The following is a 24,302-nucleotide window of genomic DNA, read 5'->3' as shown; positions in this document are numbered from 1 at the left end:
ATTCAAAAACAAGATTCCACCAATGCGTTGGGTCGGCGGGCGATCGAGCTTTCGAAACATCCGAAGTTACTGGAAGGCTTTCAACTAAACAAATATACTACCTTCGATTCGATGGTGCGGAGCACGTTAACCTGGTCGATCGATGTGGAAAAACGCTCGGCGAAGGTGGAGATCCCGGCGCTCGTGCGCGATATCAATTTCTTCCCGAATAACCGGCATTCGAAGTTCAATATTACCATCTCGCTGGGGATCGTGCCGGATTTTACGTTCAATCCGGGCACGGGTAAGTTTGAGCATCCGAAGTGGTACACAACGATGTATGGATGCACCTATACTTCGTCGGCGTGGTATTCGGCGTTGAAGGGATCACCGGCCACTACGTTGGAGCTGGCGTTGGATCAGCTGCCGCCCCAGGCAGGGTATAGTCTGATGCTGGGGATCGGGATTTGCTTTGGGGATTCGCTGGATGATGGGTACGTGAACCAGATCAACCGTGCGGGGGCAGCGAAGATTTTGGGGATTGTGGCGGGGAAGGGATTTGAGCGTGAGAGTGAAAGTGAGGATGTGTCCGGGGGAAAGGATGTGGCGGACGGGAATCTGCCAGGGAGTGTTGCGGGAGCTGGGGCGGAGTCGTTGGACGATGCGCAACGGGGGGAACAGGGGGCTGATCTGAGTGCTTCTGCCCCTTTGAAAGAGCCTCGACTGTCGAAGAAGATGCGCGAGAAGACGGTGATGAAGTCGGGGCCGTCTTTTGTGTATCAGTATACGGTGGGGAATACGAATCTTGGGACTCCTGTCGAAGAGGTTACTTATTCGTATACAATAACCTCGGTTTTAGACGCTACCTGGCACTACGGCCGTCCGGAGACTGCAACAATGCTAGGTCCGACCCGATAGCTATCGGGTCGCCCTCCCTTCGGTCGGAAGACTCGAACCAGATATTAATTTTGCGCGCTGCGCGCGCTGATTTGCTTTAGCCTGTGCCTTTAGTCGTGATCCTTGAATATTACCGATCCAACACTTGGTTTTAGGACTGTACCTCGAACCAGGCACGATTTACCGATTTTTGCGATATTGCCTACGTTGCAAAAAAAATGATTTCAGAGGAATAAAGAGATAGTATGGACAATGGATTCTTGATGCTACGCGAGATTCGCGTTGTTCCGTATGGTTATTCGCCTTTTGTAAATCGTCGATTGGGTGTGTTGGCGGGGCGATTAGCGTCATTTTATCTGCGAAAGGTAACGAACGGCCTCCGTCTTAAAAGTACGAGTATCATTCTACTGCATATAGATAATGCGGAAAGCACGCAGTACTTCGACGTGCCCCCATTTTCGACCGGGCGCGAGGGTGATCGGATCGGCGCCATCAGGACTTTTCTTTCGGAAACGAAAATCGTGGGAAGTACCGATCAACAAAAACGTGAAATGGTCGTTGCGCTGGTCCACCATGCTTTGATGGAGTTTGCATCAGCCCAAGGAAGTTCTACGACGCAACTGATGGAGGCCTATCAAACCGTGACCAGCTCTGATTATTACGAGAATTATACCAAAGAATTGCCAGGCAAGGGTGGGAAATGGATTTGCTCCCTTCAGGCGAGAGAAAACTGGGGAAGCGCAGATTACCGGCTATTGATTAAGAATGCTGCGACCGGGGAAGTCCGTGAATGTCCGGTTGCTGAAAAACCTCATGCATTCTTTGATGAAATGCCGGGTATTACCCAGGAAGATGTACTCGCTTATCCACAGTTTTTCCACCCTATGCAGTGGGAGGGAAACAAGATTGTATTGTATTGGGGCAAAGAGAAATATGTGTTTGATCCCGACTGAGGGATTCTCCCACCCGGGTGGCGCCGGTCATCCTGTTATTTTGCTGTTCGTATCGGCATTAAGCGGTTTTTAACGGGTTATTAAGTGGGGTGTTTTAGTATTGTGTATATTCTGAAACTCAAATCCGCTTTTTATGACGCAACCTGCTCGCCGGCTTTTTATTCTTTTTATGCTCTCCGTTTCGGGCGTGGTTTGTCACGCCCAGTCCCCGGGTCAGTTGTTAAGGTTGTGGTACGATACGCCGGCGGAGAATTGGAATGAGGCACTGCCTGTCGGCAACGGGCGGCTGGGGGCCATGGTGTTTGGGGGCGCGGCGCAGGAGCGGCTGCAACTGAATGAAGAAACGGTGTGGGCCGGCGGGCCGGGGAACAACCTGCCCGATGGCAGGTTTCGCGAGGCGTTGCCGGAGATCCGCTCGTTGATCTTTGCCGGGAAGTACCGGGAGGCGCAGGAACTGGCGGCACAGAAAATGGCCGGTCCGAATGTGAACCAGGGCATGCCGTACCAGACGGTAGGCGATCTGCTCATCGACTTTCCGGGCCACGATGCGGCGACGAACTATACACGCGACCTGAATATCCATGAGGCGGTGGCGTCGACGGCGTATGCGGTGAACAACGTGTGGTATACGCGCGAGGTGTTTGCTTCGTTCACCGACCAGGTGATCGTAATGAAGATCACGGCCGGAAAAGGCGGATCGATCGATTGTACCCTGCGGCTGAAGAGCCCGCATGCCAGCAAACAGACCTCCAGCGACGGACAGCGGCTCGTGTTAACGGGTACTTCCAGCAGTCACGAGGGTAAGAAGGGGCAGGTGAAATTCGAGGCGCTGGTGACGCCGGTGCTGGAGGGTGGCACGCTGACAACGACCGATAGCGCGCTGGTGGTGGCGAAGGCCAGGAGCCTGACGGTATATATCTCCATGGGCACGAACTTTCGGAACTATCACGACCTGGGTGGCGCTGCCCATCAAAGGGCCCTGGGGTATCTGCCCACCGCGCTGAAGAAACCCTATGCCCTGGCGAAAAGTCATCACACCGGCTACTATCAAAAATTCTTTCACCGGGTGTCGCTCGATCTCGGTACGACGGCGGCTACGAAACAACCGATCCCCACACGCTTGCAGCAATTTGCCACGGGCAACGACCCGCAGCTGGCGGCGTTATACTTCCAGTTTGGCCGCTACCTGCTGATCAGCGCCTCACAGCCCGGTACGCAGCCCGCCACGTTACAAGGATTGTGGAATCACCAGCTGATGCCGCCGTGGGACAGCAAATATACCATCAACATCAATACCGAGATGAACTACTGGCCCGCGGAGGTGACGGCCTTGCCGGAAATGCACGAGCCTTTGTTCACGATGTTAAAAGAGCTGGCGGTGACGGGCCGCCAAAGCGCGAAGGAGATGTATGGCGCACGCGGGTGGGTGGCGCACCACAACACCGACCTGTGGCGGATCACGGGGCCGGTAGACGGTGCGTTCTACGGCATGTGGCCCATGGGGGGCGCCTGGTTGTCGCAGCACCTGTGGCAGCACTACCTGTATACCGGGGATGTGGGCTTTTTAAAGGGTGTATATGATGTGCTGAAGGGCGCGGCATTGTTCTATGCCGACGTTTTGCAGACGGAGCCTGCGCATGGCTGGCTGGTGGTGGCGCCGTCGATGTCGCCGGAGAATGAGCACCAGCGCGGGGTATCGATGACCGCGGGCACGACCATGGACAACCAGCTGGTATTTGACGTGTTCTCGAATTTCCTCGGCGCGGCGGCGGTGCTTCGTGCAGACCAGGCGTTGGCGGACTCCATTCGCGTGAAGCTGGGCAAGTTGCCGCCGATGCAGGTAGGCAAACATGGCCAGTTGCAGGAATGGCTGGAGGACCTGGACCGCCCGGATGATAAACACCGGCATGTGTCGCACCTGTATGGATTGTATCCCAGCAACCAGGTGTCGCCGTACCGGCATCCGGCGTTGTTCCAGGCTGCACGGACGTCGCTGGTATATCGCGGCGACAAGTCCACCGGGTGGTCTATGGGGTGGAAGGTGAACTGGTGGGCGCGCTTGCAGGACGGTAACCGCGCGTATAAATTAATACAGGACCAGCTCACGCCTTCGCATGACAACGAAGGGGGCACGTATCCGAATTTATTGGATGCGCACCCGCCGTTCCAGATCGACGGGAATTTTGGATGTACTTCGGGTATTGCCGAGATGCTGGTACAGAGTCACGACGGGGCGATACACTTACTGCCGGCGTTGCCGGATGCGTGGAGTACCGGCAAGGTGACCGGGTTGAAGACGCGGGGCGGTTTTACGGTCGACCTGGATTGGAAGGACGGCAAGGTCACGAAGCTGGTGGTGAAGTCGGCGTTGGGCGGCGTGTGCCGGTTGAGGGTGTATGAGCGGTTGAAGTTTAAGGGGTTAAAAGAAGCCAGGGGCGCGAACGGCAATGCCTTCTTTGCGGTGGCCGCGGTGAAAGAACCTATGGTTGTGTCTGCTCCGGCCCGGCAAGAGCAAGTGCGAAAGGTTTATGAGTATGATCTGGTGACGGTGGCAGGTAAGACTTATACGTTTTAAAATTTGCACTATTGCTGGCCCTTTTGCTGGCGCAAGTTCCGCACCTCCTTCGCCAGTTGGCGGATCGGTGCTTACCTTGCGCCAGCAAGCTAGTTTTGTATATTGCGTTCTATCATTCCTAAAACTATGATGCTACGCTTCCCTCCTATACGGCTGCGCGTGTCTGCGGGCTTTTTATTACTTCTTTTTATTGGTGTACTGAGTGCCTGCCAGGAGCAGGCTTCAAAAAGCACGTTGTCGTTTACCGTATCGATGCCGAAGCCGGCCAATCAGCAGTTTGAGGTGGAGTTTACGTGTGAGAACCTGCTGCGCGATACGGTACTGTTTAAGATGCCGGCGTGGATGCCGGGGCTGTACCAGGTACGGAACTACGCCGACCATGTGGTGAACTTCAGCGTGGTGGATGGCAACGGCAAGGCCGTGCGCTGGGAGAAGGCCGGACGCGCCGGCTGGCGCGTGTTTAGTCTCCGGGCCCGGCGAATCACGCTTCGGTATTCCGTTAAGGCCACGACTTCTTTTGTGGCGGCGAACTTCCTGGACGACACGCACGGGTATATTGCTCCTCCCGGGCTCTTTATGTATGCCGACGGTGTGCTTCAACATCCTGTAACGGTTACGCTGAAGCCGGCGCCGGCGTGGAACCGTGTTGCTACCGGGCTGGACTCGGTGGCCGGTAAGAAGTATACCTATACCGCACCGGACTTCGATATCTTATTCGACAGCCCGATCCTGATCGGCAACCTGGAAGAGCTGCCGGCGTTTACGGTGCACGGTGTTCCGCATCGTTTTATCGGGTATAAGCTGGGCACCTTTGACCGCAAGCTATTTATGGACGAGCTGAAGCGGTCGGTTACACTGGCGGCCGACCTGATCGGCGATATTCCATACAAGCATTATACCTTCATCGCGATCGGGCCGGGGCGTGGTGGCATCGAGCATCTGAACTCGACGGCGGTGAGCTTTGACGGCAACGAGCTGAATACGCCCGAGGGACGCGAGCGTATGCTGAGCTTCCTGTCGCATGAATATTTTCACCATTACAATGTGAAGCGGATCCGCCCGGTGGAGCTGGGCCCGTTCGACTACGATCGTGAGAACCGTACCAACCTGCTATGGGTGTCGGAGGGCTTTACGTCGTATTACGAGTATATCATGCTGCGCCGCGCGGGGTTGATCACCCGGGAGGCATTCCTGGCGGCCTTCCAGCATACGATCGCGCCGTACGAAAACAATACCGGACGCCTATATCAGTCGTTGGCGCAGGCCAGCTACAACACGTGGGACGGCAATCCTTTCGAGCGGCCGGACGTATCGAAGACGATCTCCTATTACGACAAGGGTATGGTCATGGGGTTGTTGCTGGACCTGGGCATCCGCCAGGCCAGTGGAAATAAACAGTCGCTGGACGATGTGATGCGGTATCTATACCGCCATTACTACCAGGCCCTGAAGCGAGGCTTTACGGATGCCGAGTTTCAACAGGCGTGTGAGACGGCGGCCGGCACGCCTTTGAAGGAACTGTTCGAGTATGTGTATACTACCAAACCTGTGGACTATGCCCGATACCTCGCCTACGCGGGTTTAGCCATCGACACCACCGTACGGGACGGAAAGGCCTCTTTTGCCATCAAGCCGCTCCCCACGGCCGGCGCGGAGCAGCAGGCAATACTAAAAAGCTGGCTGGGTGAATAACGGGCGGGCTGGTTTCCCTACACTTATTCGTGCTGTGAAGATATTTGCAAAATTTGCCTAGATTCACCGTCGCGTTTCTGTTCTATGCGTTCATTTGTTCCTTTTTGCCTGCTGATATTGGTGGCCTGTGCCCCGATAGCGTTTGTCGACCTGCACGATGCCAACCGTTTTCAGGAGTCACCGACGATCCTCCGGTCGGGCGACCGGTATTTTATCCGTTTCCGGTATGCGGACCTGGAAGAAGGACCGCCGTTGACGTTCATGGCGATCCGCACGAAGGTCCAGCACGACACGCTGCTGTTCTATATCCCTTCCATGGCGAGCGACGGCAACATGGCGGGCCGGCTGCAGATCGAAGAGATCAAGGACAAAAAACAAATCGACCTGATCGATCAGAACAAGTTCTTCTGGAAGGAAGTAAATAATGACCTTGTGCCACTTACTGTGGGGACACCGACGGAAGAAGACATTGCGCTAATTGATGCAGGCGTTAGCGAGGTTTATTAGCCTCGTCGGGATAAGATATTCCTCTGTTTTCTAAGGTTGATCTGCTCATAACGATCAACAGTGCCTCGTAAAAAAAGGCAACCCGCAACCAACAAACTGATTTTCAATAATTTAAACAACCTAACAAGCACATTCATACTGTATTCCCCATTTTCGTCATCGCTGACAAAAAGAATCTATTGTATATTATAGTCATTTTAGACCAACTACTTTTACTATTATTTGGCTTAATTTGTATCTCCGTTAGGAAGTAAATTATATTCATCATGTCATCTACAACAAAAGTTACGCAACAGGAGCTCCTTCGCTGGAAACTGTCGGATGAAGGTGAGCGTTTGTGGTCATCAGATACCGTTATCGATGCTTATCTGAAAGGCAAAAAAGATGGTCTTGACGATCATCAAAAAGCCTTACAAAGTGTTTTTGCAAAGAACTTCGAGAAGTCTGGAAAGAGTACAGCCAAACTTTTTGCATTTCTGTCTCAACAAGAGATCACGCCGATCTCCGCCCATCTTAAAATCGATTCTCTCTTTTCTTTTGAGGTTGTAGTATTATTGAATGAGGCCGATTTCCTGGGAGAAAAAATGCCAGGAGTTTACAATTGGTGTATCACGTTACAGAAGGAAGAGGAAGAAGAATCCTTCAGGATATGTTTTAGTTTTATCGACGTCATGGATGGTTTCGACTTTGAACAGTTGAGATCCGACGGCTTTAGAGCGAAGTTTCAAGTTCCAAGCACCGTTTAAACAATCTATTCACCTATGAGAAAGCAACATGCTCTTCACAATGAGAGCCTGTGTGATCATCTATTGATCAATGGCAACTATAACGACTGGGTCGTAACCTCAGCGTTTTATTCGGCTCTCCACTTCGTTTATCATGAGCTATTTCCACTTGTAGTAGCAAATACTACTTACTTATCGTTTGATGATTATTACCATACAGAAATCATCGGCAAAAATAAGCGCGAAAGTAAACACCGCGTCACCGTAGACCTGGTCTACTATCATTTAGCCCCCTGTTATTTTGCTTATAAGGCTTTGTTTGACATGTGTATGTTCGCCCGATATAATAACTATCGTACTACTCCACGCAAAGCAAAAGTTGCCAAGAGCCACTTGGATGTGGTCAAACGGCAATGCCCTAAACAATAGATATTTCTTTGTACACGCTTCTCTAAACCACGCGCTCCGTTACGCGCAGGTTGTAGATCGAGGCGGAGATCACTTCGCCGGCGCGTTTCAGGAACTCTATTTCGTGGAGCTGCAGCGCCTGGAAGGTGGCCAGCTCGATGGCGCCGACGGCATGGGTGTCGGTGCGCAGCGGCACTAGCACCAGCATGGACGGGGTGGCTTCGCCCAGGCCGGACGTGATGCGGATGTAGCCTGCCGGTATATCTTTCAGGTGGATGATTTCCCCTTCCAGGATACACTGGCCGATGAGCGACTCGCCCCAGCCCAGGCGACGGGTGAGGTATTTTTTGCGCTCGTAGGCATAGGCCGATACCAGCTCGATGTAGCGGTCGTCTTCGTCGCCTTGAATGATGAACAGGCCGCCCTGGTTGGCACAGAGGAATTGTACCAGTGCTTTGAGCACCTGGTCGTAGAAGTGCCCCGTGTTGCCGGTGTTGCGGCGAATGACGTCGTTGAGACGCGCGAGTCCGTCGTTCAGCCATACGCCTTTGGTCTCCTCTTCGCGGAAGCGTTGCAGGTTGCTGCGCATCGATTCCAACGCCAGGCCCAGGGTATCGTTCTCTCCGGATACCTGGAAGACGCTGTCGAACTTTCCTTTCCCGATGTCGACGGCGAAGTCGATCTTGTCTTTCAGGTTTGCTTCGAGGGCATCGACCGAGTCGGTCATTTCGCGCAGCTCGCCGCGCAACGTCCGGTTTGTACGCGCCATGCCGATCTGGCCGCGGGCCAGCGCCTTGAGGCGGGCGTTGATGGCGTTCATGGGGTGCGTGATGCTGTTGGCGATCAGGACCACGCTGACGATCAGGATCACCAGGCCCAGGCTGCTGAGCACCAACGTGCGCAGCAGGATGGCGTTGATGCCGGCGTTGATGGACGCCGTGGGCACCACGGTGCCGATGGACCAGGGGTTGTCGGAACGCCCGATGTGGAGCGGTGTAAAGGCGATCAGGGCACCGTCGGCGGTGCTGTCGTTGTAGGACAGGATCTTGCCTTGCTGAATGCTGGCGAGCACGGCGGTGGTGTCGCCTTTGATGACGGCCGACAGGCGCTTGCCGATCAGCCCGGGTACTTCGTGCGAGACGATGATGCCCTGGTGGGATACCAGGAAGCTCGTCGCGCCTTCAAAAGGTTTTATGCGGGCGATGAAGTCGAGGGCTTCGAGAGTGATGTCCATGCCGACCAGGCCGAGGAACCTGCCGTCTTGCAGCAGCGGTACACATACCGAGGTGCCGTAGTAGTTGTTGCGCTGATCTTGTACGGACGAGGTGGACGACAGTATATAGGGCTCGGTGAGGGCTTCTTCCCGGGCCGCTTTTAACGTCGCATAGAGACTGCCCGGTATGTCGCCGTTGATGTTTACGGTATCGATCAGCGGCGCGCCGGCGCGGTAGTAGGTATACCGCTTGCGGCCGTAGGGTTTTGTCCAGGTGGTGTCGATGGCCGAGAGCTCTATGCTGAGCCACGTGCTGAGGTATCGGGGGCTCTGGGCGACGGCGCCGGTCAGGGCGGCTTCTACCACGCGTTCGCGTACGGCGGTTTCCAGGGACGTCGTGCGCGTGAACGTGGCGGACAGGGTGCGGGCTATCTCGAAGTCGCCCTGTACGATCACGCGGGCGCTACTGGCCTTTTCGGCGAGCTGCGTCAAGGCTACCTGGCGGGCACGCTCCGCGAGGTTTTTCCGAAAGCTGATGATGGTAAAGGCGATGGCGATTCCATAGATGCCAACGATAATCCAGACTAATAGGAACAGTCTGTTCCGAATGGTCCATTTCATGGGAAGGGCAGGTTAGGTTAATGAGTTGGTTAGCTAAAAATAGACACAATGGTCTCCAATGCCAAATAATGGCGACAAAACCAAACGAATCAATCGATTGTTTCCCAAAAATTATATTTACTATATATTTCCGCTTGTCGCGGTAATTGTTCATACAAATCCAATGCTTCCGGTCAACGGTCTGGCGGCAGACAACTCACCGGTCATTTGCTACCTTTCATCTGCTTTTCCAGCCGTTCGACAGTAATTCTATGCGGCCTGGGGGCGCCTGATTGCTTATACAGCAGATTGAAACCCCTATACATTGTACTATGCGTTTATCATGTTGTTTATTGATCCTTGCCCTCCTGGCAAGCTGCTCTCCCATGGCCATGGTCGATCTTCACGACGAGGCTCGCTTCAACGAATCGCCCACGATCGTGAAGACCGGCAATCGGTATTTTATACGTTTTCGGTATGCTGACAACCACGACCTGCCGTTGTATTTTATGACCGTCCGCTCGCGGATCATGGGCGACAAGCTGGTGTTCTTTATACCGGCCACGGCCAGCGCCGGCGACATGGCCGGCGAGCTGCAGCTCGAAGAGATCACCTCGCACAAACAGCTCGACCTCATTCAACAGCAGCACGCTTTCTGGAAAGACGTTAACGGCCAACTGGTAACGATGCCCGTACGCGACGCCGACGAGACCGACGTGGCGCTGATCAAAAGCGGCGACGGTTATGTCTACTACTAAAAAGTTGTAAAATCCCGCAATCCTGGTCATCTTGACGGAGCATCCACGCGATGTCAAAAAGACCACTCATGAGAATTTTTCTTTCGCTGCTCCTGGCTGTGCTCTATGTGCACGGCCTGGCCCAAGAGGAAACCGAGATCCGGGTTCACAAATATTATATCCCCGCCTCGAAGGAGGTGTTCTACGTCCTGAAGTATAAACCTTCGATCAAGCACGGCTCGTATCAAAAGCAGGTACAAGGCCCGGCGGCCTATAAAGAAAAAGGACAGTATGACCATAACGTGCGGACGGGCATCTGGGAGTATTCCGATGCGAAGGGGAAGGTGATCCAGCGGATCGATTTCAGTAAGGACTCGGTGCTGCTGCACGACGGCTTTCCCGATGCGGCCGATGTAAAGATCCTGGATGGCGCAGCGGCGCGCGCGAATGATACGGGGCGGACGCCATTGTTACTGGGGGGACGGAGCAAGCTGGGCTACTATATGCTCGGATTCCGATACCCTGCCGCTGCGCGGCAGGCGGGGATCAAGGGGACTGTTGTGGTGAGTGCTGTTATTACCCGCGAAGGGAAGATGGTGGATGAGAAAATCGTGTCGGGGTTGGGCCATGGGTTGGATGAGGAGGCGTTGCGTGTAGCCCGTTTGATACCGGACGATTGGTTGCCGTTGAAGGTGAATGGGGTGGCGGTGGATGCGAGGATACTTATTCCGATGAAGCTCAAGCCAGGGTTTTAAAACAGCGTAAGTGAGAGCGAATTTACTATTCCTTTCTAAAATGTAGAAGGAAATGCAACTCCTTTTTATTACATTCGTTCTACAATCTAGTAACGAATATGATCGAGACACGACTGGGGGATTTTGAGGAGACGGTGATGCTTATTGTGGGCATCCTGGGGGACGCGGAGGCGTATGCGTTCCGGATTGCGAAGGCATTCGAGCAGCGTACGGGGCGGTCTATATCTATTGGGGCCGTGCATTCTACGCTCGATCGGTTGGAGACAAAGGGTTTTGTGCGGTCTTCGCTAAAGAATGCGACTTCGGAGCGGGGGGATCGTAAAAAACGGATCTTCGTCATTACGGCGCTGGGGAAACGTGTGCTGAAGGAGTCGATGGAATTCAAAGTACAATTGTGGAAGGAGTATCCGGCGTTCGCCGGTAAGCTTGGTCTTACCGAATAAGGCGTGAGAAAACGATCTTCCATACCACCCCGCTTGGCCACGAAGGCGCTCCGGTTATTCCTGCGCGAGGACCTGCAGGAGGAAGTCATCGGAGACCTGAAAGAAAATTTCGACTATGATCTCGACGTGGGATCGCGCTTCCGCGCAAGGCTGAATTACTGGAAGCAGGTGTTCCTTTACCTGCGTCCTTTTGCGATCCGAAAATTAAAGGGCACTTCAAACATCTCTACGGCTATGTACAAAAGCTACTTCCGCGCTGCCATGCAGAACATGGTAAAAAACAAGCTGCATGCTTTCATCAACATCCTGGGGCTTGCCACGGGCATTGCCGTCGCGTTCGTCATCAGTCTGTGGATCTATGATGAAGTGTCTTACAACCGAAACTTTTCGCATTACGAACGCATCGGGCAGGCTTTCCAGAACATCACGGCCAACGGCGAGGTGGATACATGGAACAACGTACCCTGGCCGCTGGGAAATGAGATCCGGCAGCATTATGGAACGGACTTCCGCTATGTTGCGATGGTGTCGCATGTCTATCCGCACACGATGGAGGTCGGCAGCGAGAAGTATTCGAAGGCGGGGCTGTTCTGTGAGCCGGACTTTTACCCGTTGTTTGACGTTACGCTGACAAAAGGGACGTTTCCCGTGAAAGATCCCTCGGCGATCCTGCTCTCGGAGTCGACGGCGATCGGATTTTTCGGGGATAAAGATCCGATCGGGCAGATGATCAACATGGATGGACAATCTTTCCAGGTCGGCGGAGTATATAGGGACTTTCCACAACGCTCGCGCTGGGCGGATGTATTTTTTATCGGGCAGTGGTCGAAGTTTGCGATCATCGCCGAGCTGGAAAAGATGGATGATCCGTGGCGGCCCAATGCATTCGAAATGTATGTCATGCTTGCCGACGGCGTGGACTTTGCTTCGGCGTCCACGCGGATAAAAGATGCCCGGCTCAAGAATCTGAGTGCGGCGCTGGCCGTGAAAAAACCAGAGATCTTCCTGCACGCCATGCCCGACTGGCACCTGCGCGCGGAGTTCAGCGGCGGAAAACAAACCGGCGGGCTGATCCAATACGTGTGGATGTTCGGGATCGTCGGTGTATTCGTTTTGCTGATGGCCTGTATCAATTTCATGAACCTCAGCACGGCGCGGTCGGAAAAACGCGCCAAGGAAGTCGGCATCCGAAAAGCTATCGGTTCGTATCGAAGCCAGCTCATCACGCAATTCTTCAGTGAATCGATCCTCACCGTGTTTGTATCGCTGGCGCTGGCGATCGGGATGACGTATCTTTTGCTTCCCGTCTTTAACGCGCTTGCGGAAAAGGATATGCGTCTTCCCTGGGGCAATCCGTTGATCTGGGTGAGTGTGGTGGGTGCGGGCATCGTGATCGGTTTGCTGGCGGGGAGTTATCCGGCGCTCTATCTTTCTTCGATCCGTCCGGTGGGCGCGTTGAAGGGAGCGTTCAAGGCGGGGCGGGGTGCTTCGCTGCCGCGTAAAGTGCTGGTGGTCGTTCAGTTCGGTGTGTCGGCGGTGATGATCATCGGCACCACCGCCGTATTCTTACAGATAGAACATGGCAGGAACCGGCCGCTGGGGTATCGCGTGAACGGGTTGGTCTCGGTGCCGGGAATAACAAAAGACGTTCACGATCATTATGATGTCATCCGCAAGGACCTGATCGACAACGGCGCGATCGTCGAGCTGACGGAATGTATCGCGCCCACCGTAGGTTCGTGGGGAAGCAGCAGCCGCATCGACTGGAATGGCAAGGATCCGGACCTCTCCATCGACTTCACCGTATTCGAAGCCTCGTATGAATACGGCAAGACGCTGCAATGGGAAGTCGTGCAAGGTCGTGATTTCTCCCGCGATTTTCCCTCCGATTCCGCAGCGGTGATCCTAAATGAAGAAGCGGCAAAATACCTGGACAAAGAACATGTTGTCGGCGAGACGTTACGAAGCCGTACGATTCCTTTTACGGTCATCGGCGTCGTGCGCGATATCGTCTTCGCCGGACCCTATGATCCGGTGCGGCCGTCGTTGTATTTTCTCAATAAGGACCAGTTGAATTTTTTGACGCTGCGGTTAAATCCCCAAAAGCCTGTAGCGGCGTCGTTGGCGGCGATCGAAGCGGCGATCAAGCCGCACATGAAAGGCGAGCCGTTCAGCTACCAGTTCATGGATGCCGAGCACGCACGGAAGTTCGGCAACGAACAACGGGTCAGCACGCTGGCCAGCGTCTTTGCCGGCCTGGCGATCTTTATCAGCTGCCTGGGAATCTTTGGATTGTCCTCTTTTGTGGCCGAGCAACGCACCAAGGAGATCGGTATGCGCAAAGTGCTCGGCGCAAACCTTTCGCAACTATGGATCCTGCTCTCGAAAGACTTTGTGGTGCTGGTGATCATTTCCTGCTTCCTGGCGGTTCCTCTCGCGTACTGGATCCTTCAATCCTGGCTGGAAAGTTATACCTACCGGGTGGCCTTGCCGTGGTGGATCTTTCTGACGGCTACCGCGGGCACGTTGGTCATTACGATGCTGACGGTGAGCTGGCATGTGATCAGGGTGGCGCGCGTCAGTCCGGCGAGTACGTTAAAAATTGAGTGATCTACGGCTCGATGAATAGTACGATGGCGTCGTTGGAGAGTGCTTCGAAGGTTACTTCGGGGGTATTCCAGAGGGCAATGGCGTCGCGGAATTCGAGGAGGCGGTTTTCGATCTCGAAGGCACCGTGGATGACGAAGGCGAAGATGCCTTTGGCGGCGTCGCGCGGCCGGTATACTTCCTCGGCGCGGCCCTGGTATCGGCCCATGCGGAGGTCGGGAGCGGCGTGGTCGCCGATGGAAGTTAGTTGGTTCTGCTGATCCAGTAGTATAGTATATTCCTGAACTTCGATGGTGTGCGTGGGCGGTCCAGAAGTGAGCCAGACGTGGAGGTAGTTTATGCGTTCGTCTTCATACGGGTTGATGACCTGTAACGCCGTGCCGGCGGGGAGCCGGAGGCTGTGGGTTTGGCCGGGCTCCAGGGTGGCCTGGACGCCCGTGGTGGTTTGGTATCGAAGGGCGCCGATGAGTGGGATCAGCCACACGATACGGTCGGCGCTGGCGGTCAGCGTGCGCTTGCCGCCGGCACCGAGGGTATCGTCGTTGAGGGCCTGGAGGTTGCCGAAGGTGCCCCGGCCCTCTCGTACGTAGGTTTCAAAACTCAGCGTGTGGTCGCTGCGGTATATGTCGGTTTGCGAACGGCCGCGGCGCCCCGCTAAGTAGATCGTTGCTTCGGCTGTCGACATCCTGTCAGGCGTTGACGACAATGGTGTGGGTGAGCTCAAAGCCGTCGGCAACGCTGCCCGTGATCGTGCCGATCTCATTGTCGAGGGAGTCGGCAAAGATGTTGTCGCTGGCGTTGGTGGTATAGCCGCTCATGCCTTTGGTATAGCCGTTGGCGGTCGAGGCGTTTACCTGGCTTACCGCGCTGTTGGAACCTTCGGGAAATGCGATCTGCGTCACGAGCAGCGAGTCGCCGTCGGCGTTGTAGATGTGCACGTGGATGTGCGTGGCGCGGCCCTGGTACCAGCCGGGGAAGATGGAGGTGAAGCCTACCTTACCGTCGGCGTTTGTTACCTGGCGGCCACGCAGGAAGTGTACGCCGGTAAAATCCTGTTGCTGCATTTGCGTGCCGCCGTATTCGGAATAGTAGCCGTCTTTGTCGCAGTGCCATACGTCGACGATGGCGCCTTCGAGGGCGGCGCAGTCTTCGGCTTTGTTTTGCACGGTGATGGTGAAGGTGAACGGCACGCCGGTGCGGTCGGAACGGATGTCGGTCATGACGAGCGAGGCCGGGCTCTTGGTGGGAAACGGTCCGGCGGTCTCACTGTCGGTCAGGGCGCAGTCGCCCGTTTCATTCGTGGCAGCATTGACGTCGTCGTCGCTGCCGCATGCGTGCAATAAGGGCATCAGCATGCTTGTCATTCCCAGGGTCTTTAAAAATTGCTTTCGCTGCATGTTCGTGATTGGTTAGGTAAGTCTTTGTTGGTATGCATGTCTGCATTACGTCTTTCGTAACCGCTTTCGTATGTGCAGGGCCGCCGGCTTGCGACGAGCCCGGCGTTTGTGTAGACCAAGTTACGTACTTCCGGAGAGAAAGCTATGAAAGGGGGAAAGTACGGTCGGCGGCCGCTATGATAAATAACGGCGATACACTAAATTCCGTCTTTCTTATTGTGTTAACCTTACTACCAAAACCATGAACAACTTTTCTCCCTCCCAAAGCCGCAGAGGCTTTCTGCGCACGACGACGCAACTGACAGCCGGCCTTGTCGGACTCACGGCCGGCCTCAGCTCGTTTGCGGCGGATGCTGCCGCGCCAACCGCGAAAGACAGTGTACATGTTATCGGGCCGACGCCGGGGTACTCACCGCAGATCGGTACGCTCGTGTCGATGTTGAATTATAACCGGTTTACGATCTTGCGCATGACGAAGTCGTTTACGAAGACCGAGCTGGATTTCCTCCTTGATCCGAAGGCGAATACGATCGGTGCGTTGCTGCTGCACCTTGGTGCGACGGAAGTTTTTTATCAGGCCAATACGTTCGAGGGGCGGCAGGAATTTAACGATGCCGAGAAAAAAGAATGGGGTGCGGCGATGGAGCTGGGAGATGAGGGAAGAAAAGTGATCAAAGGGAATGAGCTGAAGTATTATGTGGATAAGATCACGGCGGTGCGGGAAAAGACGCTGGCGACGTTGAAGACGAAGGATGATGCGTGGCTGCTGGCGGTGGATCCGGAGTGGTCGAAAGATGAGTCGTACAATACCTATTGGAAGTGGTTCCATGTGTGTGAGCACGAGTCGAATCATCGCGGGCAGATCGCTTTTTTGAAGAGTAGATTGCCGGGGGCGAAGGCTTCGAATGAATGATGCTTATTGCTGGCGCAAGTCTGAGCGAAGCGGTGACTTGTGCCTATATCTGCCGCCAGTTTGCAACTGGCGGCAGGCATTGGGCCAGCACGACGGCAGTTGCAAACTGCCGTCAGTCGCGGCACAAGTCTCCGCCCCGCGGCGGGGCTCAGACTTGCGCCAGCAAGTGGCCGGTAAATGGCGCGTTAATGTAGCAGCGATAACGCCGCAGCGCTCATGGCAGTAATGCCGGTTCGTAGCGCTGGGTTTATGGTTGGCGCGAAAGTCGCGGCGTGTAGGGAGGGCATTGGCGTGTTGGTTTGTTGTGCCGTCTTTATAGCTTCTGCGCCGGCGGTGCCGAGCCAGAACATGCAGAGGGGAACTTTCTTTTGCTGGAGGGCAAACCAGCTGAAGTCTTCGCCGACCATGGCCGAGGGTACTTCGGAGACGCGGTCTTTGCCGAAGGTCGTTTGGAAGACACTCACCAGTTTTAGCGTAAGGTCTTTATCGTTGATGGTGGCGGGGACGCGGGGTTCGTTGATGGTGATCTCGGGGAGCTTCGTTTCGGGGAGGCCGGCTTGCAGGGCCAGGTGTTTTGCTTTGTTTTCGATGGAGCCTATGATCTGCTTGCGTACCGCGGGCGAGTATGAGCGAAGGGTGAGCTGTAATTTTACTTCGTCGGAAATGATGTTGTGGACGGTGCCGCCGTGGATCGAGCCGACGGTAATGACGGCGGGCTCCAGCGGATTGATCTCGCGGCTGACAATGGTCTGGAATGCCAGGATCATCTGAGCGCTCAACACGATCGGGTCGATAGTCTCGTGAGGCGCTGCGCCGTGACCGCCCTGGCCGCGCACCGTGATATTCATCATGTCGACGCTGGCCATGAAGTTGCCGGGGTTGTAGCCTATGCTTCCCGCCGGCAGGGTGGCGTGGTTGTGTAACGCCAGGGCTACATCCGGGTAAGGGATCTTTTCGTACAGGCCGGCGCTGAACATCTTCTCGGCGCCAAAGCCTACTTCCTCCGCGGGCTGCGCGACCATCACCAATGTACCTTTCCAATATTTGCGGGCATGTACCAGCGCCCGCGCGGTGCCGATGAAGACCGACATGTGCAAATCATGACCACAGGCGTGCATGATGCCTACCTCCTGCCCTGCGGCGTTTACGCCGCGTGCTTTGCTGGCATAGGGCAGGCCGGTCTTTTCTTCCAACGGCAGGGCGTCCATGTCGGTGCGGATCAATACCACCGGGCCGTCGCCGTTCTTCAGTACGCCGGCGAGGCCGTAGCCTCCTATATTCTCCATCACGCTGAAGCCTGCTTGTTTTAACTCCCGGGCCATGCGCGCGGAGGTCTTCTCTTCCTGTAACGACAGCTCGGGGTGCTCGTGCAGGTGACGGTAGAGCTGCTCGAGGTCGGTTTGCCCGACGGTGATGCTTTCGGCTACTTTCTTCATGGCGGGTGTTTGCGCGTGGACGGCGCCTGCCAGAAGGATCGCTGCGGCGAGGAGAATATTGTTTCTACGCATGGCGGTTATCGTTTATATACCCGGGGTTGATGCTGTTTGGTCTTCGCGGTGGTAAGTTTTCTCGCCTGCCTCCAAGGCTACGTTCAGGCATGAAGGTTATGTCCTGCCGGTTCACTCAGTAGCCGGCGTTGGGGACGATCATTGGATCGGGATAGACAAATATACATGCTGCGGGGGCCTTTACTTCATCGCCTGTTACTTTTCTAAAAAATTGCTGGCTATCTTTACGCTACTAATCCCACTGGCATGCGTACAGCTTTTACCGTTCTATTTTCTTTCCTTGTTCTGACACTGGCCCTGGGGCAACAGCCCAAGAAGGTTGTCGTGAAAACCGAAATTCCACCCATCAAGGAAACTTTCTATGTTTTGGAGGGCAACACCCAGCAGGTACCTATCAAACACGGTCCCTACGAGAAAGCGTGTAACGCCAGGTGGACGGGCGTGACGGAAAAAGGGCACTATGAAAACGGAAAGCGGGCTGGTATCTGGGAAGTTAAGGCTAAGGGGCAGATCATTCAACGGATCGATTTCAGCACCGACAGCATACTCCTGGAAGAGCCGGCGGATGTTTATGATAAATTTGTGCCGCGGGACAAAGTGCTGATCCTGGCAGATGGTATTAAACAGAAAAATACAACGGGGCGGGCACCGCTCTTCTTAGGAGGCACCCGCAAAATCCTCCACTACTATGTGAATACGTTGCGGTATCCTGCAGAAGCACGCAGAAGAGGTATTGAAGGAACCGTATGGATTCGTGCTACTGTCACGAAGGACGGTCAGCTGATCAACGAGGCCATCGACCAGGGAATTGGTGGTGGCGCGGAAGAAGAAGCACTCCGCATCATTAAGACGTTTCCGGATGATTGGGTTCCCCTGAAAGTAAACGGACAGCCGGTAGATGCCGAGATCCTTATATCGGTCAAATTTAAACTTGCGTAGTCCGGCTGCCGTTTTCCAGCAGCTCTTCGATCTTTAGTGGGGCGAGGGTGAACTTCTTGCCGAACATGCGCTCGATGGCGCGGACGATGCCGCCGTTGTATTTCCAGTTCAGCTTTTGTTTCAGCAGCACCGATGGGTCGATCTGGCGGACGATGGTTTCGAGCGATTGACAGTGTTCGGCGGCGGGGTGTTCGAAGATCTGGCGCAGGTAGCTGCGGAATTCTTTTACATTCCAATAGTGGAAAACGTAGGCGTCGAGGGGGTGGAGGCGCGCGGCGCGTTGGAAGGTATAAGAGATGGCGAACTGCTCGATGATGTGTCGGATGTAATAGTCCAGCAGCTGATCTGTCAATGCCAGGCTTTTTTCCAGCAGGGGTGCGCTGGCATTGGTGTAGCCCACGGCGCCGGTGTTCCAGATCTCTACGGCTTCGGTGAAGGTGACGGGCTGGCCGTCGATGGTCACCGTGTGGTTGTGCAGCGGCTTATAGATCTTCGAGCGGTCCAGGTGTTTTTCCATGCGGTCCATAAACAACTCGCCGGCCTGGATGCGGTCGAAGATGGGTGTGAGGTCTTCCTGGACGTAGGTATCGGAGTCGAGGAAGAGGAAGTTGCCGGTGTATTTGGTCAGCACGTCTTGCAGCGTCCGGACTTTGGCGCGGTGCACGAAGTTGTGTTTGCCGCGCCACTCGCGCATCAACGCGGGCGTCATGATCTCGTAGTGTACCTGCAGGTGGCCGAGGTATTTCTGAAAGGCGCCGGGGTCGTCTGTGTAGATGATGAACGAAACGTTCTGCAGGTCCTGGCGTATGGCCAGGGAGTAAATGGAATACAGGGCTTCGTAGTAGATGTCTTTGCTGGTGTGCGAAAGATAGACGATATAGTTCATGCGGGGGGCAGTTATGTCCGGTGCGGGCGAATTTCGACGTTGGGAAACACAATCCCTATTGGTGGCCTTTATTTTTTCGACATGTCTCCGTTCGGGACGGCCTTATGCCAACTGGGCCCTGATGATGGTCACGATGCCTTCGGCGTTGGGGGCGGCGGCTACGTCGTGGTCGACCTTGACGAGGTGCTCGGTATAGTTGCCGGGTGTCTGGCCAGGCATGGCGGGGGTACCGATGATGGTACATTGGAAGACGTGGTAGTGTTCGTCGCGTACATCGTAGACGATCCACGGCCCGAGCTCGCCCAGCGCGGGGTCGGTGCCTTTGAGGAACACCGGAAAGTCGAACAGATCGATGTCGCTCAGCTCGGGTATGAGGTTGCCGTCGAAGAATTCGTATTGATATAATGTCATGTCTATGCCGGCGTGCCGGAGCTCTTCCTGTATAGCTTCCAGCTTCTGACGCATGACCAGCAAGGGGTTTACGGCGGGTGAGAATGTTTCGATGGGAGTCCACTGCCCTGTGCTTACCGACAGGAACTGCAGCAGGTCGCGGTTCATGTCGAGCTTGTAGTCGAACAGCGCATAGCCCGGTACAAAGTAGCCGGGGTAAAAATACTCCAGGCCCTGCTGGTGGCAATACGCCATCTTGAGGTATATCAGGTAACGGCCGAGGCTATATTTGCGATATTCGGGATCGTAGAAGCTCGTGATCCCGGCGGCGCTGTTGCGACCGAGGTCGAAGAAGCCACAGGCGATGAGCCTGTCGCCGTCGTATATGTTCACTTCGTAGGTGTCGTATATCGCATAGAATACTTTGCCGTATAGCAGGCTGTTGAGCGAGGTGGCGGCTTCGAACGATACACTGGCGCGGTAGGTGGCGAAGAGGGCCTCTTGTGCCAGGGTTACCTTGGCGGGAAGGATCTCCGTACGAAAGGCGCTGTTGCGTTTGAGGATCTTTTGCTGGTTTTTGTCGGCGGTAAAATTCTCCAGTGCTACGCGCAGCCAAACGGCGCTATAGAACTGTCCTTTGAAGTTGAGGAAGTTGGTGGTAAAGATGCTTTGAGCCATGCGGAACCAGCCTGCGGCCAGGTACACATCGAGGTCTTCGGGAGCGAGCTTTTGCGGGAAATGTACGTGTGAAAACATAGTGCTCCTGGTGCGTATAATGGCAGACCGGTACCTGCTCCGTAAAATTACGAGGATTCACCCTATTTCCCTAAAACATTCATAATCAGGTCGTCTTTGTATCCTGCTTCCAGTAGTACGGGGATATTTCCGGGTATCGAATGGTAAAATAGTACTATGCCTTTACGACCGTGTGTTCTCAGGATTTGCTAACATTACACTATGAATAAAACGCAGTCGTCTGTCGTTCTCTATGGAATTCGATCCTGAGCTTCATCAAAAGGTCCGCTATTTCAAGCACCTCTACGTCGTCTTTCTGGATGAGTTTCCGGACTTTCTGCTGGCGGACCATACCTATACCGTGGTACTCCATCCGATCTGGAAAGACTGGATCGTGCGCATGACCAGCGAGGCGGTGCGCCGCGAAATGACGGTCACCAAAGGTGATTGTATACTGGAGGGACACGCTGTCCTGCAATAACGCTTCCACACCACTGTTTCTGTTTTTCCACACGGGCACTGTATATAAAAACACCCCGACGTTTTTCGCCGGGGTGCTATCGTGATGCCTATGTGCTTTGTTCGCTTAAGCCAACAGTTGCGGTTTCTGTTTATATACTTTCCACAGGAACTCGCCGAAGAGGGTGTTGGTCCACGCGAACCACGACCGGGTAAATTTCTTCGGATCGTCTTTGTGGAACGACTCGTGCATGAAGCCGGTGTCGCCGTGCGAGCGCTTCAGGATGTCGATACAGGTCTTGATCTCCTGGTCGTCGTCGCTGGTGAGGCCGCGCATGATGAGGCTCATGGGCCAGATCATGTCTTGTCCTACGTGCGGGCCCCCGATGCCTTCGCCGGCGGTGCCTTTGAAGAAGAAGGGGTTCTCGTCGGAGAACAAGAACTTACGGGTAGTGACATATACCGGGTCGCTCTTTGCTACGGCCCCCAGGTAGGGCAGCGCCAGCAGGCTGGGGATGTTGGCATCGTCCATGAGCAGGTAGCTGCCGAAGCCGTTCACTTCAAAGGCGTACACTTTGCCGAAGTCTTTGTGCTCGGTGGTTGCGTAGAGCTGCAGCGCTTTCTCTACTTCGTCGGCCAGGGCCTTCAGCTCGCCGGCAGTCTGGTTGTCTTTGGCAATGGCCACGAACATTTCGGCTGCCTGGCGCAGGCTTACCATGGCGAAGAAGTTGGACGGGATGAGGAACGAATATACCGTCGCGTCGTCGCTGGGGCGGAACGCCGAGCAGATGAGGCCTACGGGTTTTACCGGATAGCCATAGCCGCTCATGGGTAGTGTATCGGTTGCCACGGCCGTCTCGCGCTGGAACTTATAGGGGCCGAGGTTTTCTTTGCGCTGCTGATCCTTGAAGGTCTTCAGGATCGTCTTGATGGCTTGCTGCCAGTTGTTATCGAAGGGGGCGGTGTCGCCGCTGATCTTCCAGTAGTGGTATGCCAGGCGGATGGGGTAACACAGGGAGTCGATCTCCCACTTGCGTTCGTGTACGCCGGGCTTCATGTCGGTGTGGTCTTTGGCCCACTCTCCTACTTTTGTCTCGTCGCCGTAGAAGGCGTTGGCGTAGGCATCTTTCAGCACGCATGCGGTCTGACGGTTGATGACGCCGGCGATGAGCTGTTGCAGGGGCTTGTCGGCTTTCATGAAGTCGAGGTAAGGCCACACTTGCGCGCTGCTGTCGCGGAGCCACATGGCGTCGATGTCGCCGGTGATGACGTACGTGTCGGGACGGCCGTTCTTGGTGGTGTGAAATACGGTGGTGTCGAGCGTGTTGGGGAAGCAATTTTCAAACAACCAGGCCAGCTCCTTGTTCTTGACGTTCTTACGAAACTCGGCGATGGCTTGCTCCACGGCCTTGCTTGTGAATTTACGTTTGGACGGCGCCGTGCGTACGATGGGAAAACCCGCATCTTCTGCACCCAGTGCCAGGTGGCTGCTTAACAGGATGCCTGTTCCTGCCATTCCGGCCTGCTGCATAAATGTTCTTCTGTTCATAATTGGTGTTTCGGTTGCTTAATGAAAAACGGCGTGGGGCACCGTTCGGCGCGCCCGGACCGCCGGGAAGCCCCAAATGTAATAATCCGTTTTCGACGATGGCGCATCGGAAGCAAAATTTCGTGGGGAATATGGATGTGCGGTCGTGTGATTTTGGCTTTGGTGGCACGTTTTAGCAATTTTTCTTTGGCTGAGGCTATTCGTCTGCGGTGACGGCAGATGCCGGGGTTGGGCCGGCGCCCTATTTTTTAACGTTATTTTACGCGACGTATAGCGGCGGTGATGTGGCTGTGGCCGATGATCCCATTCAAGCGCAGGCTGTCGCCGGGAGTGGCGGTGAGCGTGGCGCGGAGCCGGGGAGGATTGGGGATCGGGTAGTGCCAGGCGATGTGGAGGCTGTCGGTGGCTTCGTCGAACGTATAGTGGCCGAAGGCGCGGCGGTCCAGGCTGTTGAAGGTGAAGACGCATTCGTCGGCAATGTCGAGGTATACATCGGTAAGGACACTGTCCTGGCGCGTGGCGTTGCGTATGGTGTTGCCGTTGATGCGGAGGTTGTGGACGGTGTATTTGCCGGTGAGGTGCGGGTGATGGTCGGGGAAGCGATACGTGGCGAGAAGTATGAGGGGAATGATCATGGCGCTGATGCGGAGGGTATTTCGGAGACCCGGATGCCGGATGGACGCCGGTAGTGCGGCGGGGGTGTTGAGGAAGAAAGTCCAGAGGCGGCGGCGTTCGGTGAGCATTAAGTATAGCAAGGCCGTTGTATGGATGCAGGCGTGGATCAGGACAAGTGTTTCGAGACCGTAAAACAGGTCGATGAGAACAATATTCACCATCACGGGCATCAGGATGAAGATGGCGAGCAGGCGGGTGCGGCGGAAGAGCAGCCCATACGAGCCGCCGATCTGCAGCAGGGCAACGGTTACGACAAAGGGATAGGAATGACCGAAGTAGCTCCACGTGAGCCACTCGCCAGTGAAGCTGCTGAAGGGCTCATCGAGCATGGCCAGCGGCGTGATGAACTGCAGGTGGAAGATTTTTTGCCAGCCGAACATGGAGAGGTCCAGGGCGACGGCGTAGCGCAAGACGCCTTGCCAGTAGGCCAGGGTTGTTTTTTGGGGTTCCCGGCCCTTGTCGCGGTGGTGCCATACGCCTGCGGCGATGACGGCGGCCAGCACCAGCAGGAGGCTGGCGCCGTAGATGACCGGCAAGGGGAGCCAGGCTACCAGAAAGCGGTGGCCGAGGCGGGCGAGGGTGGCGCCGGCGGTGATGCCGGATAGCAGGCATAGCAGGAGTTTGGAGAACAGGGATGTGGGATGGTGGTTTTTCATGGTGCTCATGGTTTAGGGGGTGAAGGTGGGCAGGGTTTGGTGATGGGATGTTCGGATGGATACGATCGAACGTCTTTTTTTGGCGGATAGGTCGGCGTTGCCGG

At 55.2% G+C, this 24,302-nt stretch carries 22 protein-coding genes; 14 read left to right on the top strand and 8 right to left on the bottom strand.

Translation table 11 applies throughout. From position 1 onward, the window contains the following. The 7 genes from KK078_RS21310 to KK078_RS21280 form a co-directional block, all read left to right on the top strand. On the top strand, positions 1-897 hold an 897-nt coding region (locus tag KK078_RS21310), incomplete at its 5' end, for a hypothetical protein (protein ID WP_254092344.1). 224 nt (positions 898-1,121) lie between these two features. Beyond that, positions 1,122-1,829, top strand: a complete 708-nt coding sequence (locus tag KK078_RS21305) for a hypothetical protein (protein WP_254092343.1) — start codon at positions 1,122-1,124, stop codon at positions 1,827-1,829. A 133-nt stretch (positions 1,830-1,962) separates the two neighbouring features. Then, entirely contained in the window at positions 1,963-4,404 is a 2,442-nt protein-coding gene (locus KK078_RS21300) for a glycoside hydrolase family 95 protein (protein WP_254092342.1), read from the top strand. 126 nt (positions 4,405-4,530) lie between these two features. Further along, a complete protein-coding gene (locus tag KK078_RS21295) occupies positions 4,531-6,096 on the top strand; it encodes a M61 family metallopeptidase (protein ID WP_254092341.1) in 1,566 nt (521 codons plus the stop codon). Between the two features lie 84 nt (positions 6,097-6,180). Beyond that, positions 6,181-6,603: a hypothetical protein gene (locus KK078_RS21290; protein WP_254092340.1), complete on the top strand. Its 423-nt coding sequence runs from the start codon at positions 6,181-6,183 to the stop codon at positions 6,601-6,603. A 266-nt stretch (positions 6,604-6,869) separates the two neighbouring features. Then, positions 6,870-7,349, top strand: a complete 480-nt coding sequence (locus tag KK078_RS21285) for a hypothetical protein (RefSeq protein WP_254092339.1) — start codon at positions 6,870-6,872, stop codon at positions 7,347-7,349. A 15-nt stretch (positions 7,350-7,364) separates the two neighbouring features. Then, positions 7,365-7,757 (top strand): hypothetical protein, encoded by a 393-nt coding sequence (locus KK078_RS21280; protein WP_254092338.1) that lies wholly within the window; start codon positions 7,365-7,367, stop codon positions 7,755-7,757. Between the two features lie 22 nt (positions 7,758-7,779). Here the strand turns inward: KK078_RS21280 and KK078_RS21275 are convergent, their stop codons facing one another. Further along, the gene (locus KK078_RS21275) at positions 7,780-9,570 is read right to left on the bottom strand and encodes a cache domain-containing protein (protein ID WP_254092337.1); all 1,791 of its coding nucleotides are present in this window, start codon (positions 9,568-9,570) and stop codon (positions 7,780-7,782) included. A 311-nt stretch (positions 9,571-9,881) separates the two neighbouring features. Here KK078_RS21275 and KK078_RS21270 point away from each other — a divergent pair, with 311 nt between their 5' ends. The 4 genes from KK078_RS21270 to KK078_RS21255 all read left to right on the top strand — a co-directional run bounded on the left by KK078_RS21270 (position 9,882) and on the right by KK078_RS21255 (position 14,094). Continuing rightward, positions 9,882-10,307, top strand: coding sequence for a hypothetical protein (locus tag KK078_RS21270; protein ID WP_254092336.1), 426 nt, complete (start codon positions 9,882-9,884; stop codon positions 10,305-10,307). A gap of 68 nt (positions 10,308-10,375) precedes the next feature. Next, positions 10,376-11,041, top strand: coding sequence for an energy transducer TonB (locus KK078_RS21265; RefSeq protein WP_254092335.1), 666 nt, complete (start codon positions 10,376-10,378; stop codon positions 11,039-11,041). Between the two features lie 98 nt (positions 11,042-11,139). Further along, entirely contained in the window at positions 11,140-11,484 is a 345-nt protein-coding gene (locus tag KK078_RS21260; protein ID WP_254092334.1) for a PadR family transcriptional regulator, read from the top strand. A gap of 3 nt (positions 11,485-11,487) precedes the next feature. Next, entirely contained in the window at positions 11,488-14,094 is a 2,607-nt protein-coding gene (locus KK078_RS21255) for an ABC transporter permease (protein ID WP_254092333.1), read from the top strand. 1 nt (position 14,095) lies between these two features. Here the strand turns inward: KK078_RS21255 and KK078_RS21250 are convergent, their stop codons facing one another. After that, the gene (locus KK078_RS21250; RefSeq protein WP_254092332.1) at positions 14,096-14,776 is read right to left on the bottom strand and encodes a pirin family protein; all 681 of its coding nucleotides are present in this window, start codon (positions 14,774-14,776) and stop codon (positions 14,096-14,098) included. Between the two features lie 4 nt (positions 14,777-14,780). Further along, a complete protein-coding gene (locus KK078_RS21245; RefSeq protein ID WP_254092331.1) occupies positions 14,781-15,488 on the bottom strand; it encodes a dioxygenase family protein in 708 nt (235 codons plus the stop codon). Between the two features lie 241 nt (positions 15,489-15,729). Here KK078_RS21245 and KK078_RS21240 point away from each other — a divergent pair, with 241 nt between their 5' ends. Then, positions 15,730-16,401 carry a DinB family protein gene (locus KK078_RS21240; protein WP_254092330.1) on the top strand — a complete coding sequence of 224 codons (672 nt, stop codon included), beginning with the start codon at positions 15,730-15,732 and terminating at the stop codon, positions 16,399-16,401. Between the two features lie 185 nt (positions 16,402-16,586). Here the strand turns inward: KK078_RS21240 and KK078_RS21235 are convergent, their stop codons facing one another. Continuing rightward, on the bottom strand, positions 16,587-17,909 hold the full coding sequence (locus KK078_RS21235; RefSeq protein WP_254092329.1) for an amidohydrolase: 1,323 nt from the start codon (positions 17,907-17,909) through the stop codon (positions 16,587-16,589). Between the two features lie 246 nt (positions 17,910-18,155). Between KK078_RS21235 and KK078_RS21230 the strand changes: the two genes are divergently transcribed. Next, positions 18,156-18,848 carry an energy transducer TonB gene (locus KK078_RS21230; protein ID WP_254092328.1) on the top strand — a complete coding sequence of 231 codons (693 nt, stop codon included), beginning with the start codon at positions 18,156-18,158 and terminating at the stop codon, positions 18,846-18,848. Here the strand turns inward: KK078_RS21230 and KK078_RS21225 are convergent. Next, positions 18,835-19,734, bottom strand: a complete 900-nt coding sequence (locus KK078_RS21225) for a hypothetical protein (RefSeq protein WP_254092327.1) — start codon at positions 19,732-19,734, stop codon at positions 18,835-18,837. The two genes, KK078_RS21230 and KK078_RS21225, sit on opposite strands and share 14 nt — an antisense overlap. Before the next feature lie 102 nt (positions 19,735-19,836). Next, entirely contained in the window at positions 19,837-20,880 is a 1,044-nt protein-coding gene (locus tag KK078_RS21220) for a GNAT family N-acetyltransferase (RefSeq protein WP_254092326.1), read from the bottom strand. Positions 20,881-21,112: 232 nt separating this feature from the next. Between KK078_RS21220 and KK078_RS21215 the strand changes: the two genes are divergently transcribed. Next, positions 21,113-21,340, top strand: a complete 228-nt coding sequence (locus tag KK078_RS21215; protein ID WP_254092325.1) for a hypothetical protein — start codon at positions 21,113-21,115, stop codon at positions 21,338-21,340. Positions 21,341-21,445: 105 nt separating this feature from the next. Here the strand turns inward: KK078_RS21215 and KK078_RS21210 are convergent, their stop codons facing one another. Both KK078_RS21210 and KK078_RS21205 read right to left on the bottom strand, forming a co-directional pair. Next, on the bottom strand, positions 21,446-22,867 hold the full coding sequence (locus KK078_RS21210; RefSeq protein WP_254092324.1) for a glycoside hydrolase family 125 protein: 1,422 nt from the start codon (positions 22,865-22,867) through the stop codon (positions 21,446-21,448). A 254-nt stretch (positions 22,868-23,121) separates the two neighbouring features. Further along, complete coding sequence (locus tag KK078_RS21205; RefSeq protein WP_254092323.1) at positions 23,122-24,207, bottom strand: hypothetical protein; 1,086 nt, start codon at positions 24,205-24,207, stop codon at positions 23,122-23,124. Positions 24,208-24,302 lie beyond the last annotated feature (95 nt).

Source organism: Dawidia soli (assembly GCF_018598185.1).
Lineage (GTDB): Bacteria > Bacteroidota > Bacteroidia > Cytophagales > Cyclobacteriaceae > Ohtaekwangia > Ohtaekwangia soli.
This window is presented reverse-complemented; position numbering and strand designations above follow the sequence as displayed.

What these genes read in the sequence shown, in the direction of transcription:
- KK078_RS21305 (WP_254092343.1), top strand. Translation starts at nt 1,122, where the DNA reads ATGGACAATGGATTCTTGATGCTACGCGAGATTCGCGTTGTTCCGTAT.
- KK078_RS21300 (WP_254092342.1), top strand. Translation starts at nt 1,963, where the DNA reads ATGACGCAACCTGCTCGCCGGCTTTTTATTCTTTTTATGCTCTCCGTT.
- KK078_RS21295 (WP_254092341.1), top strand. Translation starts at nt 4,531, where the DNA reads ATGATGCTACGCTTCCCTCCTATACGGCTGCGCGTGTCTGCGGGCTTT.
- KK078_RS21290 (WP_254092340.1), top strand. Translation starts at nt 6,181, where the DNA reads ATGCGTTCATTTGTTCCTTTTTGCCTGCTGATATTGGTGGCCTGTGCC.
- KK078_RS21285 (WP_254092339.1), top strand. Translation starts at nt 6,870, where the DNA reads ATGTCATCTACAACAAAAGTTACGCAACAGGAGCTCCTTCGCTGGAAA.
- KK078_RS21280 (WP_254092338.1), top strand. Translation starts at nt 7,365, where the DNA reads ATGAGAAAGCAACATGCTCTTCACAATGAGAGCCTGTGTGATCATCTA.
- KK078_RS21275 (WP_254092337.1), bottom strand. Translation starts at nt 9,570, where the DNA reads ATGAAATGGACCATTCGGAACAGACTGTTCCTATTAGTCTGGATTATC.
- KK078_RS21270 (WP_254092336.1), top strand. Translation starts at nt 9,882, where the DNA reads ATGCGTTTATCATGTTGTTTATTGATCCTTGCCCTCCTGGCAAGCTGC.
- KK078_RS21265 (WP_254092335.1), top strand. Translation starts at nt 10,376, where the DNA reads ATGAGAATTTTTCTTTCGCTGCTCCTGGCTGTGCTCTATGTGCACGGC.
- KK078_RS21260 (WP_254092334.1), top strand. Translation starts at nt 11,140, where the DNA reads ATGATCGAGACACGACTGGGGGATTTTGAGGAGACGGTGATGCTTATT.
- KK078_RS21250 (WP_254092332.1), bottom strand. Translation starts at nt 14,776, where the DNA reads ATGTCGACAGCCGAAGCAACGATCTACTTAGCGGGGCGCCGCGGCCGT.
- KK078_RS21245 (WP_254092331.1), bottom strand. Translation starts at nt 15,488, where the DNA reads ATGCAGCGAAAGCAATTTTTAAAGACCCTGGGAATGACAAGCATGCTG.
- KK078_RS21240 (WP_254092330.1), top strand. Translation starts at nt 15,730, where the DNA reads ATGAACAACTTTTCTCCCTCCCAAAGCCGCAGAGGCTTTCTGCGCACG.
- KK078_RS21235 (WP_254092329.1), bottom strand. Translation starts at nt 17,909, where the DNA reads ATGCGTAGAAACAATATTCTCCTCGCCGCAGCGATCCTTCTGGCAGGC.
- KK078_RS21230 (WP_254092328.1), top strand. Translation starts at nt 18,156, where the DNA reads ATGCGTACAGCTTTTACCGTTCTATTTTCTTTCCTTGTTCTGACACTG.
- KK078_RS21225 (WP_254092327.1), bottom strand. Translation starts at nt 19,734, where the DNA reads ATGAACTATATCGTCTATCTTTCGCACACCAGCAAAGACATCTACTAC.
- KK078_RS21220 (WP_254092326.1), bottom strand. Translation starts at nt 20,880, where the DNA reads ATGTTTTCACACGTACATTTCCCGCAAAAGCTCGCTCCCGAAGACCTC.
- KK078_RS21215 (WP_254092325.1), top strand. Translation starts at nt 21,113, where the DNA reads ATGGAATTCGATCCTGAGCTTCATCAAAAGGTCCGCTATTTCAAGCAC.
- KK078_RS21210 (WP_254092324.1), bottom strand. Translation starts at nt 22,867, where the DNA reads ATGAACAGAAGAACATTTATGCAGCAGGCCGGAATGGCAGGAACAGGC.
- KK078_RS21205 (WP_254092323.1), bottom strand. Translation starts at nt 24,207, where the DNA reads ATGAGCACCATGAAAAACCACCATCCCACATCCCTGTTCTCCAAACTC.